Here is a 15,792-nt window from a genome sequence, read left to right on the forward strand (position 1 = left end):
AGCCCCCTTACAGGGTACAAGATTCGCACAGTGCCCTCGGCAGTGACTGATCTTTGACAGACGTCCCACAGTGCCAATTGTGCAGGCGCGTTTTCGCGGTGATCGACGGCCGCACCACGGTGCCGGAGCATGGCGATCGCGACATGCCGGTCTGGGGGCGCCAATTCCTTCCTGGCGATACCAGGAAATACGGCCAAAACGGTGGAGAAATCGTCACCACGGAACGTATCCATGGGTTGGCTGGTTATGTCCAGACGCTGCAGCACTAGCGCGCTGATGCGGGACGCCGGCGCGCAACACCGGCACAAAGGAGGCAGACATGATCGTTGAAGACCAGCAAGCCGCTGTCGCTTTTCTGCTCGATCCTGCTTCATATGACACGGCCGGGTCGGTCGAGGCGATCGAAACTCATATCTCGCTTATTTTTCTGGTCGGCCAACGCGCCTACAAGATGAAACGCGCGGTCAAGTTGCCATATGTCGATTTCTCGACACCGACGCTCAGGCTGGCCGCTTGTGAGAAAGAGGTGGAACTCAACTCGAAGACCGCACCCGGCCTCTATCTGGGTGTGCGTCGCATCACACGCGAGGCCGACGGCGAACTTGCGTTCGATGGCGCCGGCCGAATGGTCGACGCGGCGATCGAGATGGTCCGCCTCGATCAGTCGAAGCTTCTCGATCAGATGGCAACTGGCGGAGAATTGTCGCCGGCGCTGATGACCGCGGTTGCCCGCATGATCGTCAGCTACCACCGCACCGCCCCGACGATCCACGATGGCAGCGGCTCATCCAATCTTTCGGGCGTGCTGGACATCAATGAGGCCGGCTTTGCGACCAGCCATGTTTTCACAAAAGTGGAGATCGAGACTTTTGCCGAGGCCTTCCGCACCGCCCTCGCCCGCCATGCCGGATTGCTCGACCGCCGGGAAGCAGCCGGCAAGATCCGCAGGTGCCACGGTGACCTGCACCTGCGCAACATCTGTCTTTTCAATGGCGAACCCCGCCTCTTCGATTGCATCGAATTCAACGACCAGATCGCCAGCATAGATATACTCTACGATCTAGCCTTCTTGTTGATGGACCTCTGGCACCGTGGCTTTCCGGACTTCGCCAATCTGGTGATGAACCGCTATCTCGACGAGGCTGACGACGAGGATGGCTTCATCCTCCTGCCCTTTTTCATGGCCGTTCGAGCCGCGGTGCGCGCGCATGTCACCGCAACGCAGGTCGAGGAAGGCAGCGACGATTCCGAAAAACTGATTGCCGAGGCCAGATCTTATTTCGAACTCGCTCGAACTCTGCTCGTACGCGGGCCTCCAAGGCTGATCGCAATCGGTGGCCTCAGCGGTTCGGGCAAGACGACCATTGCAGAGGCGCTCGCCGCCCATGTCGGTGCGCCGCCCGGTGCCCGCATCGTCGAAAGCGACCGCGTCCGCAAGGCCATGCACGGAGTGCCGGCCGAAACCAGGCTGCCGGATAGAGCCTATCGACCAGAAGTCTCTGACCGCGTCTACCGCGAAATGGCATGGCGGGCCGGCCTGATCCTTGCGGAGGGTGGATCGGTTGTCGCTGATGCCGTGTTTGACAGGCTCGCCGATCGTGAACTTATCGAGAAGGCGGCACGTGACAGGGGCGTGGCTGTCGCCGGATTCTGGCTGGAAGCGGATCCGCTTGTTCTCTGGCAACGGGTCAGCGAGCGCAAAGGGGGTCCCTCCGACGCCACCATAGATATCCTCTCGCGACAGTTACGGAGAAATGGCACTCAATCCACCTGGCGCAAGGTCGGCGCTGATCGGAAGCCTGCCGATATCGTCGCGGAGTTGAGAAGGTTTTCCGATGGCGATGCCTCCGAAACCCTGCGCACAGCCTCCTGACGGGAAGGTGATGGACAAGAGAGGCACGCGAGGCGTCCGAGCTTCTCGCGGATGCCCATGATCATCCGTATATGCATGACGCCGCGGTTCATGGCATTGACGAATCGCTTGTCGTTGAATTGCAGTTCCTGACCGTCCCAGCCCTCGGGATAGATCGGAAGAGCGTCGTGTAGGNTGACGAATCGCTTGTCGTTGAATTGCAGTTCCTGACCGTCCCAGCCCTCGGGATTGAACCTGGGGCAGCAGCCGGTGGTGTTGACGCTGGCGTCGTACCGAGGCCTTTCATTCGTCTGCATTGCCTGAACCGCCATCTGACGGGCAATGATCCCGGCCATCATTGATCTCCGTCAGCATCGATGCGCATGCCTTTGCCGTTGCGGTTGGCCAGGTCTCGCTGAAGGGGCAGAGCCTGTTGCCGCTTCCCGGAGGAGTGCTCCCCGGTGAGCAGATCGACGATCGGGCCGGTGTTTCGCGGATTGCCAGCCCCGCGATCCATCCTCCAAATCGTCATCAGTATTGCTCAAGTACAGCTGCTAATCCCTGCCATTGACGATGATCATCACGAATTGATCCTGATCAAAGCGGAAATGCCCCAGGGGTTTCTAATCGAAATCATGTCGACGTAGGAGGTGACATCATGGAAATCTCTTTTCGCGATCTTATGACAGTGTTCCACGGTATGGGTTTTGGGGCGCTTTTTATGCTGGCGTTTTCGGCAGCGCTGGCCGAGCTCTATCGAATGTCCGCGCCTGGAGCCGCGTCGGTCCCAACCATCAGAGAACACAATCTGCTTTTGCTTTACCTCTCGGTGATGGTCGTCCTTGCCTGGGGTGCGGTACTGTCGGGTGCTTACATTGTATACCCATGGTACCGGGCGGTCGTGCCCGAAGGGGTTACCGATCTGGCCGATTACCCGAAGTTCCTGCTGACCTCCAGCCCGAAGACGTCCGCATGGCACAGCTTGGGCATGGAGTGGAAGGAACACGTGGCTTGGCTTGCCCCGATTGCCATGACCATGGTCGCCTATGTCTTTGCTAAATACGGGCCGGCTTTGGCAAAGCAGAAGCAAATCCGCACCGCCGTCATCGGCTTTGCCGTCGTTGCTTTCGTTGCGACAGGAGTCGCGGGAGCCTTTGGAGCGTTTCTCAACAAGTACGCTCCGGTGCGTGGTGGCGCAATGATCGAGATCATCGCTGGTGAACAGGAGGGCCAATAGTCATGGCCAATATCACGCCTATCAGGACTAAAGAGGTTCCCAATGGTCCAGGTGCGGCCGCCATCCTGGCCGCCGGAATTGGATCTGCCGCGATGGGGATATTCGCCTTGGCCGGCGATGCGTTTACATCCCTCAATCACTTCTTCACGTTCTACAAGCCAACCGGTGGCCTGTCCGGCGTCTCGACCAGCGCGGTCGTCGTCTGGTTGGTTGCCTGGTTTATCCTTTCGCGCAGGTGGGGCGAAAAGAACGTGGAAATGGTAAAAGTCGTCTCTGTTTCCTTCGCCTTGTTGGCGGTGGGTGTATTGCTGACGTTTCCGCCTGTCATGGACCTGATCCAGGGCAAGTAGAAAGAAACGCACCTGAATTGGCGCGCATTTGGTCCGTCGAAAGCGGGCCAAGTTCGCGCGAAGTTCAAGCGCTTTACCGCGCTATTCCGGCCGCGGCCTAGGTAGTTTCCCGTAGGGATATAACCGAATTTCACGACCTCTCGATTCGCGCGATTGCTGTGTCACCGATCAAGCCGGGAGAAACAGCCATGCACGCCTATGCGACCTCCAGAATTTTGGTGCCGTCACGGCTCGCCATGCCAAGGCTGGCGGAGACCGTTGAAGCTACAGCGCCGCAGCCACTCAGCTTCTATCCCGCCGGCACGGAAATCTACGCCCAGGGCGAGACGGCCGGGGCCTTCTACCAGGTGGAGTTCGGCGCTGTCCGTATCTATCGCCTGCTTGCCGATGGCCGCCGGCAAATCAGCGCCTTTCACCTGGCTGGAGAGACATTCGGCTTTGAGGCCGGCACGACGCATCATTTCTTCGCCGAAGCGATCAACGCCACCAGTGTTCGGGTTTTCCGGACTGCCTCGGGCGTGGACATATCCCGCCAGCTGCTGCCGTTGGCACTTGAGGGCCTGACGAGAGCGCAGGAACACCTATTGGTCCTCGGGCGCCAGAATGCCATTGAACGCATCGCTGCATTCCTGGTCGATATGGCGGAGCGGCAAGGCGGATTGCAGCAGGTCGAGCTGCCGATGTCGCGCATGGACATCGGCGACTACCTGGGCCTCACCATCGAGACCGTGTCACGCGTCTTCACGCGACTGAAGGACAAGGGCGTCATCCGCCTGCTCAGCCTGCGCAGCATCGAAATCGTCAGGCAGGACGTATTGCAGATCATGAGTGAATGAGGGCGGTCTTGCGGGCATGATGTAGACGGCGCGCAGCGTTGGCATGCACCCATTGGCGATGTAGGCACCGTTCTGCTTGGTGAGTTTCGCACGGTCACGAGGGAAGGATCATTGCTCAGCTGGGAAAGCAATTCGTCCGGCCAATCGGCCATCCGCTCGACATGATTCCAATAGTTATCGAGGGTCCAGTAAAGAACCGCCATAATTTTTTGCCAGATTAGGTCCATTGGAGAGGGTAACGCCATCACGCCTCATGCGAGCATGTGACGATCGACGGGCCTCAAATTTGAGAGAATCCTCGCTTGCGCTGGCATCTCAGCATTCGTCTTCTGCATTGGCTAACCGTGATCGCGCTCGCGGCGCAGATCGCCATTGCCTTCGGACCGATGAACGGGCCGGGGATGGCGACCATGAACTGGCTTCCGCTCCACATGTCGATCGGCGTGACGATCCTTGCCATCATCGTCCTCAGGCTTTGCTGGCGCATTCTCACCCGGCCCCCTGTCCGACAAACTTCACGGCCCGCTCGATTTGCGACTTCGTTCTTCCACGTGCTTCTCTACGTCACGATTCTCGCCGTCCTGATGACGGGATGGCTGGGCTACCGGCCAATGCCTTTGATGCCTCCCGCGCGGCTTTTCGGAGCCTTGCCTGTGCCGCTCGCGCCNCGCTCGCGCCATCCGTCGGCGCGGCAAGGACTTTCGCGTTCATCCACGCAAAGCTGGTCTGGATACTGCTTGGCTTCGTCGGCGTTCACATCCTGGCTGCGTTTATTCATTTCGTGCTGTTTCGCGACGGTGTCATGCGAAGCATGTTCTTCGGGAAGTCGAACACCGCTTCGCGGCAAGGGAACGTGCGGCTTGCCGTCGACGACGAAGCCGGCTGATCACGCCATCGCCCACAATCCTCCCGCAATGATCACCGCATAGCGTGCGGCCTTGCCTATTGCGACAAGAACAACGAACACCCCAAGATTCACACGTGCCGTGCCTGCCGCAATGGTGAAGGCATCTCCGACAACCGGCAGCCAGGCGAATAGCAGCGTCCACGCGCCAAAGCGTCGGAACGTCTTGCTTGCTTGCTCATAACGGTCGGAACTTACGGGAAACCAGCGCCTGGTTCGGAGCGTGTCGATGCCACGTCCCAGAATCCAGTTCACCACGGAGCCGAGTGTGTTGCCGACTGTGGCGACCGCAAGGAGCAGCGCCGGATCGCCGCGACCCGAGACGAGCAGGCCGGCGAGCACCACTTCCGATGAGACCGGCAGGATGGTTGCGGCGAGGAACGCGCTGATGAACAGCGCGCCATAGAGCGCCGCCACCTCGGCCTATGCCTGCACGTCGACAACGCCCATCATGCCCAGCTGCTCATGCTCGAGGATGTGGCAGTGATACATCCTCGGCCCCGGCCGATCCTGGCGCAGCAGCAGCCGCACCGTTTCGCCGCGTGCCACATTGACGGTATCCTTCGAGGAAAGGTAGGCAGGTTTCGAGACCTTGCCGTCGCGTTCGTGCTCGACCACCTGGAACTGCGTCCCGTGCACATGGAACGGGTGGTCCATGTCCGCTTTGTTGACGATCTCCCAAAGTTCGACTTGTCCTGCCTTGGCGACGATGTCGACGCGGTTCATGTCGAAGGCCGCTCCGTTGATCAGGAACCCCATCTCCATGCCGCTGGCGTTCATGGCGATGGTTTCGGTGAACACGAGGCGCCGGCTGACAGCAGGGGCGCCGAGGGGCGCGATTGGGCGCAGCCTGTCGGGCAGTGGCGGCACCGGCTCGGCCGGCGTCCGCGAAACATTGACTGTGAAGAGAGTCAGTCCGGCATCGACAGGACGTCCAGGACCCATCCAGCCGCGATCGTAATCGAGCGTGTACAGCGTGTCAGGGCCGGGCTTGTCGAACGACACGATCAGTTCAAGGCGCTCCGCAGGGCTGAGAAGAATTTCCTTGGCTGCAACCGGTGCCTCCAAGAGGCCGCCGTCCGTTCCGATAATCATCATCGAGGCTTGATCGAAGGAAAGTCGAAGGAACCGAGCGTTGGTCGCATTGTAAAGTCGGAAACGCCGCTTCGTGCCAAAGGGAACTGTTAGCCGAGGATTCTTCTGGCCGTTGACAAGCACATGGTCGCCGACGCGTCCGTTCATCAGGTCCGTCATCGTATTGTCCGGCATCGTGCCGTCGGCGGCGAGGCGAAGGTCGGTGAAGACCAGCACCGTATCGCCATATTCGGCCGGGATCGGATCGATTTTCGGTTTGACGACGAACGCGCCGGCAAGGCCGCGATAGACTTGCTCGGCCGTCTTGCCGTGCGGATGCGGATGGTACCAGTACGAACCCGCGCTGCCTTCCGGCAGGTCGAAGCTGTAGGTGCGGTCGGCGCCAGTTGCGACGGGGTCCATCGGATTGCCGTCCTGGTCGGCGGGCACCGGCATGCCATGCCAATGGATGGTGCTCGTCTCTTCAGGAATTCGGTTCGCGAAGGTCAGCGGCCCGGGGCTGGTGCCGTTATAGCCGAGGATCGGCGTGTCCAGTCCTTCGGCAAAACGCACCGAGGCGCGCTGGGCCGTCAGCTTCGCCTTGAACAGGCCGGGGGTGCCGGCTTCGTTGGCAAGGCGGGGCAAGTCGCGAAGCACTTTTCCTTCCGGCAGCACGACCGTGCTCTGCGGCGCCTCGCCCATGTCGTGGCCTGCGTGGCCACCCATATCCATGCCGGGCATGTCGTCCATCTTCATCTGGGCGATGGCGCGCTGGCTCACAAGAACCGTCGCAAGACCCGCCGCCAGAAAACCGCGTCGATGCATCTGTCGTCTCCTCGATCAGCCATTGAACGCTGAGGTCGATCCTAAGAGGACTGCCGATACCCGGTCAGGTCAATGCGGCGTTTAGGCCATCTGGTCGGCCCAGCATCATGGCCATTGGAACTCGTCCGTGGTCGAGCCGCCCGCGCAACCATCGCGCCAAAGACCCGCCATGGGCACCAACCGCCAGCGGCTCACGCGAACAGCCCGCCTTAGCCGACCCTGACGACAAAATGCTTCGTCACCGGCTCGATGATCTTCCAGGTTCCCTTGAAATCGGCTTCCACGACGAAGGCGTCGCCGGGGCCCACCTCGACCGGCGTGCCGCCGTCGGGGGTGATGATGATGATGCGGCCGGCGATCATGTGCACGAACTCATAGTCGGCGTAGGTCGCGTGATAGGTGCCGGGCGTCGCTTGCCAGGTCCCCGACAACACCTTGCCGTCCTCGGTCGTGTGCTGGACGGCGGTTTTCATGGTCGGCTTGCCTTCGACCACGACCCAGCCCGCCAGATCGCCGGGTTCCGCGTTCTCGACGGCGCCGAATTTGAGGATCGTGCTGCGTGTCATGTCCTTGGCTCCGTCTATGCGTTATGGGCATTGTTTGCCCGGACGGGTCAGATATCCGATGCACCTGCCGCGGGCAATGCCGCCACCGGCGCCAGTAGGGCTCCGAACTCAGCTTAACAAAAAACCTGACGGCAGCCAGCTCGGCGGTGTCGGCAGCTTTCGTACCGGCAGGATAGGAATTTTTTCTTGACTCCGTGACCTCAGCTATGGTAGATATTCAGGCATGGTGCTGATTTGCGCCAGTGACCCGCCGCACAGGCGGGTTTTTCGTTTGATGCTCTGTCAGCCAACGCGCCGGCTAAGGAACCCGTTAACCCGAGTTCGTTGCCTGGCGGCGCCAGGCGCCCGCGATACGGCCTAGGGTCTGTGTTGCGCCGAAACCAGCTCGGCCTTGCGTCGCGCCGTCTCCAGCCCGAGGCCGATGAAGGCGCGCGCGTGTTTGGCGAGCGCCACATTGTCTGTCCACAGGTTGCGCCAGATGGCGGTCTTCTTCGACAGGTTCTCGTCGACGATTTCCGACGAGAAAGATTCGAAACTGAGGTCGTCGCTGTAGCCGATGGCCGTGAGCGCATCGAAGATCGCGGCGAAGTCGATATTGCCGGTGCCGAGGAAGCCGCGATGGCTTTCGCCGATATGGACATAGCCGATCTTATCTGCGGCATGGCGGATGGCCAGCCCGACATCGGCCTCCTCGATGTTCATGTGAAAGGTGTCGAGATGCAGGAAGATGTTGTCCGAGCCGGTATCCTCGATGAACGCCAGCCCTTGCGCGGCGGTGTTGAGCAGATTGCTTTCGAAACGGTTGACGATCTCGAGGTTGAGCGTGACGCCGGCCGCCTTGGCCGTCTCGGCGACCTTCGCCAGCGTGCCGGCGCTGCGCTGACATTGATCGCGCGTCGGCGCCTCTACCTGCAGTCCGTGACTGGTCGAGAGAATGCCGGCGACCTTCCGGCCGCCGAGATCGCGCGTCAGCGCTATGGTGTCGTTGAGGATTTCGACGCCACGCGCGGCAATCGCCTTGTCGGCGCTCGAAATGTCGCCATCACCAGGCAATCCGATGCTGATCGCGACGCCCAGGTCGAGATCGGCGATGCGCCTGGCAAGCCCGCCCACGTCGACATTGGCGGGGTCGAGATAGGAGAATTCGATAAGGTCGAAGCCGGCCTCCCTGGTGTTGGCCAACGTCCGTTCCAGATCGGCCTGTGCCGAACTCGCCGACCAGACGAAAGAATGGATTCCAATGCGCGACATCATCGTCTCCGGCTTCTGCGCATCGGACCCAGAGGTGGAGCCGATGCCTGGACAAGACGTGCGGCCGGCTGATCCCGGCCGCACGCTGCTGAGGGACGTTTAGCGGGCCGCGGTCCAGCCCTTGTAGTCCTTCAGGTTCTCAGCCGTGATCAGCTTCGGGTCGAGCAGCACGGTCGGCTCCGCTGGCTTCTTGCCGGCCAGCAGTTCAGCCGCCATCGTCAGCGACTGGCCGGCCATCACATAGGGGTCCTGCGAGGCCGAAGCCTTGATCATAGAAGTGCCGGAGGAGAGTTCCTTCTCGATATCGGGCGCGCCATCGACGGCGGTGAAGAGGAACTCCGAGCGGTTGAGCTGCTTGGCCGCAAGCTGGGCGCCGATCGCCGTCGGGTCGTTGATGGCAAACACCGCATCAATCTTGTCGAAGCGGGTGAGCAGCGACTGGAACACCTTCAGGCCGCCGTCACGCGAGCCTTCGGCATTCTGGTCGTCGGAGAGGATCTTGATTTCGGGATGCTGCGCCAGCACGTTCTTGCAGCCCTTCACCCGCTCCAGGATCGACGAGGATGCCGGCCCGTTGAGGATCACGTAGTCGCCCTTGCCGCCGGTATGGTCAACCAGGTACTGGCAGGCCTCTTCGCCGGCCTTGACGTTGTTGGTCATCACCGTGACGTCGGCGCCGGGTGCCGAAACGTCGAAGGCGGCGACGACGATGCCCGCAGCCTGCGCCTTCTTCACCGCCGGCGCGATAGCCTTGGCGTCGACGGCGTTGAGCATGATCACATCGACGCCGGCGGCGATGAACGAATCGACCTGCGAGACCTGCTTGTTGAGGTCATAATCGGCCGACACCGACGTCACCTCGACCTTCGGATTGATCTTCTTGGCCGCGTCCTCGATGCCCTTGATGGTGGCGACGAAGAAGGGGTTGCCGAGCAGGCCGACCGAGATTCCGACCTTGTTGAGGTCCTTGGCCGAAGCAGGCGCGATGGCGAGCGACGCGAGTGCGACGCCGCAGAGCAGTTTGGCGATGGTCTTCATTGTTTTCCTCCGATTGCCCCGCGCCTCTCACGGTGCGTTACACAAACCGGTCGTTGACGCCGGCGACTAAGGTCAATCACGTTCGTGCTCCGGCCTGGAGCCTGTAGCGGTCGAGGGCGACCGCCACGATGATGACCAATCCCTTGATGATGTACTGCCAGATGTCCGAAACGCCGGCCAAGATGAGCCCGTTGGAGAGCACGGCGATGATCAGGCCGCCGATCAGCGTGCCCCAGATCGAGCCGACGCCGCCGACGAAACTGGTGCCGCCGAGAATGACCGCGGCAATGGCGTCGAGTTCGTAGGACTGGCCGAGCTGCAAGCCGTTGGCGGCATAGAGCCGGGCCGCCGACATGGCGCCGCCAAGGCCGGCCAGCAGGCCGGAAACGCCGTAGACGAAGAGCAGCACCAGCGGCACCTTGATGCCGGTCAGGCGTGCCGCCTCGGCGTTGCCGCCGACGGCGTAGATCCAGGTGCCGAGCACGGTGCGCTTGAGCACCAGCCAAGACAGCACCACCACCGACAGCGCGATGATGACCAGCCACGGAATGCCGAACAGCGAACCGTTGCCGATGAAGTCGAACGGCAGGTCCGCGTTGAACACCGTCGTGTCCTGGCCGAGCAGGCGGGCGACGCCGCGCACAGCGGTCAGCGAACCGAGCGTGACGATGAAGGGCGGCAGCTTGATATATGCTATGAGCAGCCCGTTGATGACGCCGAAGCCGAGGCCGACCAGAATGGCCGCCGGCACGCCGAGCAGGCCCCAATCAGGCACCAGCGATACGATCACCGCCACCATCGCCGAGGCAGCAAGGATGGCGCCGACAGACAGGTCGATGCCGCCTGTCAGGATGACGAAGGTCATTCCGGCCGCAAGCACGATGTTGATCGATGATTGCTGTGTGACGATCAGCAAATTGGTCTCGGTCAGGAAACGCGGGTTCAGGAATTGGAAGCCGGCCGCCAGCAGGATCAGTACCGGCAGCATGCCGAGGGCGGCGAAAGCCGTGCGCAACCGCCGGCTCGCGCCCGTGGCCTGGCCGCCTGCGCTGATCTCGGTCGCCTTGTCGGTCATTGCTGAGCCGCNTTGGCGAGATTGTCGATCAGCCGGTAGATTTCCGACTTTGCCCCGACATCGACGCCGCGGGTCGGCTCGTCGAGGATGACGACCCTCGGCTTGGTTTCGAGCAGCCGGGCGAGCAGCACCTTCTGCTGGTTGCCGCCCGACAGCGAGCCGGCATTGGCCTGCACCGAACCGGTGCGGATGGAGAGATCGGCAACAGCCTTGGAAGCGCGTCTTTCGGCGGCCGCGAAGTCGCGCAAGCCGCCTGCGCCCGCATCCTTCGCCAGCACGCCCATATTGATGTTGTCGGAAATCGACATGTCGAGGAACAGGCCGAGTTCCTTGCGGTCCTCGGTCAGATAGGCAATGCCGGCATCGAGCGCCTCACGCGGCGAGCCGATGGTTGCAGGCTCGCCGTCGAGTTCCAGCGTGCCGGATGTGCGCCTGTCGGCGCCAAAGATCAGCCGTGCAAGCTCGGTGCGGCCGGAGCCGACCAGACCCGCCAACGCCAGCACCTCGCCCTTGTGCAGGTCGAATGAGCAGTTCTTCAGGAGACGGCCGTCGGACATGCCGCGCACCGAGAGTGCCACCGCGCGCTTTTCGTCCGGCGGCCTATGGTCCTTCTTGTAGAAGGCGGACAGATCGCGGCCGACCATCATCGATACCAGGCGCGAGGCGCTGAGCTCGGCCCGCCCGAGCGTGCCGACATAACCGCTGTCGCGCAGCACGCTGACGCGGTCGGCAAGCTGGTAGACCTCTTCCATGCGGTGACTGATGTAGATGATGGCGATGCCTTGCGATTTTAGCGTCGCAATGACCTCGAACAGCCGGTCGGTCTCGCGCGAGGTCAGTGAAGTCGTCGGCTCATCCATGACGATGATGCGCGCATTGGTCGACAGCGCGCGGGCGATCTCGACCAGTTGGCGCTCGCCAAGCGACAGGCTGGAGACCACGTCGCGGGCCGAGAAGGAGACGCCGAGACGCGCGATGATCTCCGTGGCCCGCCGGGTGCACTGGTCACGGTCGACGATGCCGAAACGGCGTGGTTCGTTGCCGAGGAAGATGTTTTGCGCCACCGTCAGATTGGGCGCCAGCGACAGCTCCTGATAGATCACCGCGACGCCGCTGGCGCGCGCCTTGATCGGATCGCCGGTCACGGCGGGCATGCCGTCGATCAGGATCTCGCCGCCGGCATCCGGCCGATAGGCGCCTGAAAGCACCTTCATTAGCGTTGATTTTCCGGCGCCGTTCTCGCCCATCAATGCATGCAATTCGCCGGCATGGACGCTGAGCGAGACATCCTGCAAGGCGCGGATCGCACCGAATGTCTTGGAGATGTGCCGCATTTCCAGCACCGGCTGGCGCGCCGTCTCGACTTTGGCAGCCGCGCTCATCGCGCGCCTCCCGCCGCCGCACCGGCGATGCCCCGATCCATAGCGAAGGCATGCCAATCATCGCGATAGGACGCCAATCCAGTGAAACGCGATGCGTGCACCGGCTCCGGAACCTCGGCGGCAAATTCGCGCCCGACACTCTCGAAGGCAAGCGCCGCGGCACCCGTGGCGCTGCCTTCCAGCGTGGCGCCTTGCAGGAAGGCCTGGCTGGGGCGCAACTGCGCCAGCAGGCTGGCGAGCAAACCGCCAGCGTTCAGCCCACCATCGACGATCACGGTGTTTTGCGAATGGATCAGGTCGAGCGACAGATCGACCATCAGCGCGACATAAAGCAAAGCCACGGCCGCCCGTTCCTCGGCATCGGGCGTGCGGCCGACCAGCAGGCCGGACGGGCCGGCCATCGGCCCGCCCGGCGCGAAGCTGGGCAGCGCCATGATACCGGCGTCGATCACTCGTTGTATCGCGGACAGGCCGATTTCGCCGTGCCAGCCGCCGCTGATGGTTGCGAATTCGCGTCCGCCCATGAAGCGGATAGTCGGCACCGGACCGCCATCGACATCGACATTGACCAGCATGTCGCGATCCTGGTCGAGCGCGTCGAGCGGGCAGTCGGGATTGAGCACGACGACCCAGGTGCCGGTCGAAACGACGGTGACCGGGCCGAGCTCTTGCCGGCGATAGGCATGCAGCGCCGCATTCGAGTCATGGACGCCATTGTGGATGCCGACTGGCCGCGCCGAACCTCCGAGGTGCCGTTCGCCGATCACGGCGCCGGCGCGCTCGAAGGAAGGCATCCGGTCACGCCAGCCCTGGGCATCGACCAGCGAGGAAAAGTCTTGGCTACGCGGCGCCCACAGATGCGAGTGGCAGCCGAGATAGGACACTTCCGAGACCGCCCGCCCGCCAAGGCGCCAGCTCCAATATTGCGGATAGCCGAGGATCGATTTCGCCGCAGCGAACGCGCCGGGATCGACCTCCTGCAGCCACAGCATGTGGCGGCCGTAGTTGAAGCCGAGCGGCAGTCGCGGCGAGAAGGTTTCGGCAAAATCCGGAATGCGGCGATCGATCCGCGCGGCAATCTCGGCCGGCGGCTCCTGCTCGTAGTCGAGGATCGGATGTGTGAGCGCCGTCTCGTCGATCAAGGCAAAGGTGCAGCCATGGCCCGACACCATCAGCCCCTCGACACCGTGGCTGCCGACCGCATCGGCGACGGCATTGAGCGCCCAATCGTGGAGCGTTGCCTCGTCGAGCACGCTGAAGCCACCCTGGGGCACCCAGTTCGGCTGTGTCCGGCGCTCGTCGAGAATGCGTCCGTCCTGATCGAAGACGAACAGCTTCGAATTGGTCTTGCCGAAATCGAGAACCGCCACCTTCACTGCATGGCTCCCGAGGATGAGGCTATCCGCACCATGACGCCGGCATCTTCCAGCATGCGCGCGTCGGTGTCGGAGAGGCCGTCGTCGGTGACCAGCGTCCCGATGCGGGAAAGCGGCAGAGCGACGTTGCGTGCATGGATCGACAATTTGCGGCTGTCGGCCAGCACCACGATCTGGTCGGCGCAGAGGCTGAGGTCGACGATGGAGCGCACCAGCAACGGATGCGATTCCAGCACGCCTTCCTGGCCAATGCCTTGCGCGCCGAGGAAGAATTTCGAGCCGTAGAAGGGCACGGGCTGGATGAGCGAATGGATGATGCCGGGTTCGCGGTGCAGGTCGCCGCCGGCAACGGTCAGGCTGCAATGGCCGTGGTCGCTCAGATAGGCCGCCAGCGGCATCGAGTTGGTGTAGAGGCGGATGTTGCGCTCAGCGAGCTTGACGCCGAGATGGAAGCAGGTCGAACCGCCATGCACGATGACTGCATCGCCGTCCCGCACCATCGTCGCGGCAAGGGCGGCGATCTGCCGCTTGGCCTCGACCGCTAGGTCCCGGTTCTCGTCATAGGGCCTCGCATAGGCGACACCTGCCTGGGAAGCACCGTCAAGCGCCGAGATGCCGCCATAGACCTTTCGCGCCTCGCCGGCTTCATCGATCCTGTCGATGTCGCGCCTGACCGTCGCGGCGGAAACGCCGAGCCGCTCCTGAAGCTCGCGCACCGAGGCGAACGGGCGATCCCGCAGCAGTTCAACGATCTGACGCTGGCGGCCGGAGTCGCTCACTCTTTCCTCCCGAGTGCCTTTTTCCGTGGCAATTGGCGCAACTTACTCAACATTAGGCGGATTGCAAGCGGGTTTTGATGATAGTAGATCACTATTGACGTAGATCACTCGTATCTGCGATATCAGCGCCAATTCGACCCGGCAACGGGATTTCGCGCAGGACACGGCCGAGCCGTTGGAGGAAAAGCGCCATGGCAACCCAAGCTGACGCGAAGGAACTGGCGGCCTTGCGGGCGCTTTCGGCCAGCATCGGGCGAAGCCCGCACCTGACCCAGGCGGCAGGCGGCAACACTTCGCTGAAAGCCGGCGATACGCTATGGATCAAGGCCTCCGGCACATGGCTGAAGGATGCGCTCAGCGACGACATCATGGTGCCGGTGGCCATGGCGCCGCTGCTCAAGGCTGTCGAACAGCGCGACCGCGCCGCCGACCAGCCGCAGGGTTTCACCATCGCGGCGCTCAACCCGCGCGGCCTGCGCCCGTCGATCGAGACCACGGTCCACGCCCTTATGCCGCAGCGCGTCGTTCTGCATGTCCACTGCGTCGACACCATCTCGCTTGCCGTGCAAGCCGATGGTGAGGCCGAGGTCGCCAGGCGGCTCGATGGCATCGAATGGGCCTATGTACCCTATTTCCGGCCAGGCCTGCCGCTTGCCCGCGGCATTGCCGAGAAGCTTCGACCTGATGTCGACGTGCTGGTTCTTGGCAATCACGGGCTGGTCGTCGCCGCAGAAACCGTCGCCGGGGCGGAGCTTCTGCTACGCCGAGTCAGGTCCCTGCTGGCCCGGCCGGCGCGCGCGACCGCGCCGCCCGACCTTGCCGCCTTGACGGTGCTTGCCGGCGACAGCGGCTACAGGTTGCCGGCCAATGTCGAAGCGCATGCGGTCGCGCTCGACCCGGAGAGCCGCCGCATGGCGGAGGGCGGCAGCCTCTATCCGGACCACGTCATCTTCCTGGGCCCGGGTTCCGTCGTGGCGGGGCCTGGCGAGACCGCGGCTGATGTCGTCGCGCGGCTGGGCACGGCGCCGGCGGCGATCCTGTTTCCCGGCGCTGGCGTACTGATGCGCGGCGATGCCAGTGCCGGAGCCGACGCCATGCAACGCTGCCTCGCCGACGTGACGGCGCGCATCGACGTCGCGGCGCGGCTGAACTATCTCACCGCCGCCGAGAACAACGAGCTGATCAACTGGGACGCCGAGCAGTATCGCCAAAAACTCAACGCGGCCGGCGGAGCATGATCCCGAAAA

At 62.7% G+C, this 15,792-nt stretch carries 18 protein-coding genes and 1 pseudogene; 9 read left to right on the forward strand and 10 right to left on the reverse strand.

The genetic code is table 11. The annotated features are described in order from the left end of the window. The first annotated feature begins 98 nt into the window (after nt 1-98). Together X744_RS165850 and X744_RS165845 are read left to right on the forward strand one after the other, a co-directional pair. On the forward strand, nt 99-269 hold the full coding sequence (locus X744_RS165850) for a hypothetical protein (protein WP_245266410.1): 171 nt from the start codon (nt 99-101) through the stop codon (nt 267-269). A gap of 50 nt (nt 270-319) precedes the next feature. Continuing rightward, nucleotides 320-1,873 carry a bifunctional aminoglycoside phosphotransferase/ATP-binding protein gene (locus tag X744_RS165845; protein ID WP_023757312.1) on the forward strand — a complete coding sequence of 518 codons (1,554 nt, stop codon included), beginning with the start codon at nt 320-322 and terminating at the stop codon, nt 1,871-1,873. Here X744_RS165845 and X744_RS1000000174915 read toward each other — a convergent pair. Next, the gene (locus X744_RS1000000174915) at nt 1,762-2,208 is read right to left on the reverse strand and encodes a hydrolase (protein WP_084025124.1); all 447 of its coding nucleotides are present in this window, start codon (nt 2,206-2,208) and stop codon (nt 1,762-1,764) included. The genes X744_RS165845 and X744_RS1000000174915 overlap by 112 nt on opposite strands. A gap of 105 nt (nt 2,209-2,313) precedes the next feature. On the opposite strand from X744_RS1000000174915, the gene X744_RS0135845 reads away from it, so the two are divergent. The 6 genes and pseudogenes from X744_RS0135845 to X744_RS1000000175890 all read left to right on the forward strand — a co-directional run bounded on the left by X744_RS0135845 (nt 2,314) and on the right by X744_RS1000000175890 (nt 5,161). Next, the gene (locus tag X744_RS0135845; protein ID WP_031259583.1) at nt 2,314-2,499 is read left to right on the forward strand and encodes a hypothetical protein; all 186 of its coding nucleotides are present in this window, start codon (nt 2,314-2,316) and stop codon (nt 2,497-2,499) included. 11 nt (nt 2,500-2,510) lie between these two features. Beyond that, complete coding sequence (locus tag X744_RS165840; protein ID WP_023757314.1) at nt 2,511-3,089, forward strand: hypothetical protein; 579 nt, start codon at nt 2,511-2,513, stop codon at nt 3,087-3,089. Nucleotides 3,090-3,091: 2 nt separating this feature from the next. Continuing rightward, nucleotides 3,092-3,439, forward strand: a complete 348-nt coding sequence (locus X744_RS165835) for a hypothetical protein (RefSeq protein WP_023757315.1) — start codon at nt 3,092-3,094, stop codon at nt 3,437-3,439. A 188-nt stretch (nt 3,440-3,627) separates the two neighbouring features. Further along, nucleotides 3,628-4,275 (forward strand): helix-turn-helix domain-containing protein, encoded by a 648-nt coding sequence (locus X744_RS165830; RefSeq protein WP_023757316.1) that lies wholly within the window; start codon nt 3,628-3,630, stop codon nt 4,273-4,275. A 344-nt stretch (nt 4,276-4,619) separates the two neighbouring features. Beyond that, nucleotides 4,620-4,850, forward strand: a pseudogene (locus X744_RS1000000175885) (cytochrome b); the annotation flags it as partial. 17 nt (nt 4,851-4,867) lie between these two features. Further along, nucleotides 4,868-5,161, forward strand: a complete 294-nt coding sequence (locus X744_RS1000000175890; RefSeq protein WP_023757318.1) for a cytochrome b/b6 domain-containing protein — start codon at nt 4,868-4,870, stop codon at nt 5,159-5,161. On the opposite strand, the gene X744_RS165825 is transcribed toward X744_RS1000000175890, so the two are convergent. The 9 genes from X744_RS165825 to X744_RS165785 all read right to left on the reverse strand — a co-directional run bounded on the left by X744_RS165825 (nt 5,162) and on the right by X744_RS165785 (nt 14,545). Beyond that, a complete protein-coding gene (locus tag X744_RS165825; RefSeq protein WP_023757319.1) occupies nt 5,162-5,596 on the reverse strand; it encodes a YqaA family protein in 435 nt (144 codons plus the stop codon). A 6-nt stretch (nt 5,597-5,602) separates the two neighbouring features. After that, nucleotides 5,603-7,078, reverse strand: coding sequence for a multicopper oxidase family protein (locus tag X744_RS165820; protein ID WP_023757320.1), 1,476 nt, complete (start codon nt 7,076-7,078; stop codon nt 5,603-5,605). Between the two features lie 209 nt (nt 7,079-7,287). Beyond that, complete coding sequence (locus X744_RS165815; RefSeq protein ID WP_023757321.1) at nt 7,288-7,644, reverse strand: cupin domain-containing protein; 357 nt, start codon at nt 7,642-7,644, stop codon at nt 7,288-7,290. A gap of 357 nt (nt 7,645-8,001) precedes the next feature. After that, the gene (locus X744_RS165810; RefSeq protein WP_023757322.1) at nt 8,002-8,895 is read right to left on the reverse strand and encodes a sugar phosphate isomerase/epimerase; all 894 of its coding nucleotides are present in this window, start codon (nt 8,893-8,895) and stop codon (nt 8,002-8,004) included. A gap of 99 nt (nt 8,896-8,994) precedes the next feature. Further along, nucleotides 8,995-9,933, reverse strand: a complete 939-nt coding sequence (locus X744_RS165805) for an ABC transporter substrate-binding protein (RefSeq protein WP_023757323.1) — start codon at nt 9,931-9,933, stop codon at nt 8,995-8,997. Nucleotides 9,934-10,009: 76 nt separating this feature from the next. Next, nucleotides 10,010-11,008, reverse strand: coding sequence for a ribose ABC transporter permease (locus X744_RS165800; protein WP_023757324.1), 999 nt, complete (start codon nt 11,006-11,008; stop codon nt 10,010-10,012). Further along, the gene (locus X744_RS165795; RefSeq protein WP_023757325.1) at nt 11,005-12,390 is read right to left on the reverse strand and encodes a sugar ABC transporter ATP-binding protein; all 1,386 of its coding nucleotides are present in this window, start codon (nt 12,388-12,390) and stop codon (nt 11,005-11,007) included. The genes X744_RS165800 and X744_RS165795 overlap by 4 nt, the downstream gene beginning before the upstream one ends. Continuing rightward, complete coding sequence (locus X744_RS165790; protein WP_023757326.1) at nt 12,387-13,766, reverse strand: FGGY-family carbohydrate kinase; 1,380 nt, start codon at nt 13,764-13,766, stop codon at nt 12,387-12,389. The genes X744_RS165795 and X744_RS165790 overlap by 4 nt, the downstream gene beginning before the upstream one ends. Then, nucleotides 13,763-14,545 carry a DeoR/GlpR family DNA-binding transcription regulator gene (locus tag X744_RS165785; RefSeq protein WP_023757327.1) on the reverse strand — a complete coding sequence of 261 codons (783 nt, stop codon included), beginning with the start codon at nt 14,543-14,545 and terminating at the stop codon, nt 13,763-13,765. Before X744_RS165785 ends, X744_RS165790 begins: the two co-directional genes overlap by 4 nt. Before the next feature lie 191 nt (nt 14,546-14,736). Between X744_RS165785 and X744_RS165780 the strand changes: the two genes are divergently transcribed. Next, nucleotides 14,737-15,783, forward strand: a complete 1,047-nt coding sequence (locus X744_RS165780; protein ID WP_023757328.1) for a class II aldolase/adducin family protein — start codon at nt 14,737-14,739, stop codon at nt 15,781-15,783. Nucleotides 15,784-15,792 lie beyond the last annotated feature (9 nt).

Source organism: Mesorhizobium sp. LNHC252B00 (genome assembly GCF_000502955.1).
Lineage (GTDB): Bacteria > Pseudomonadota > Alphaproteobacteria > Rhizobiales > Rhizobiaceae > Mesorhizobium.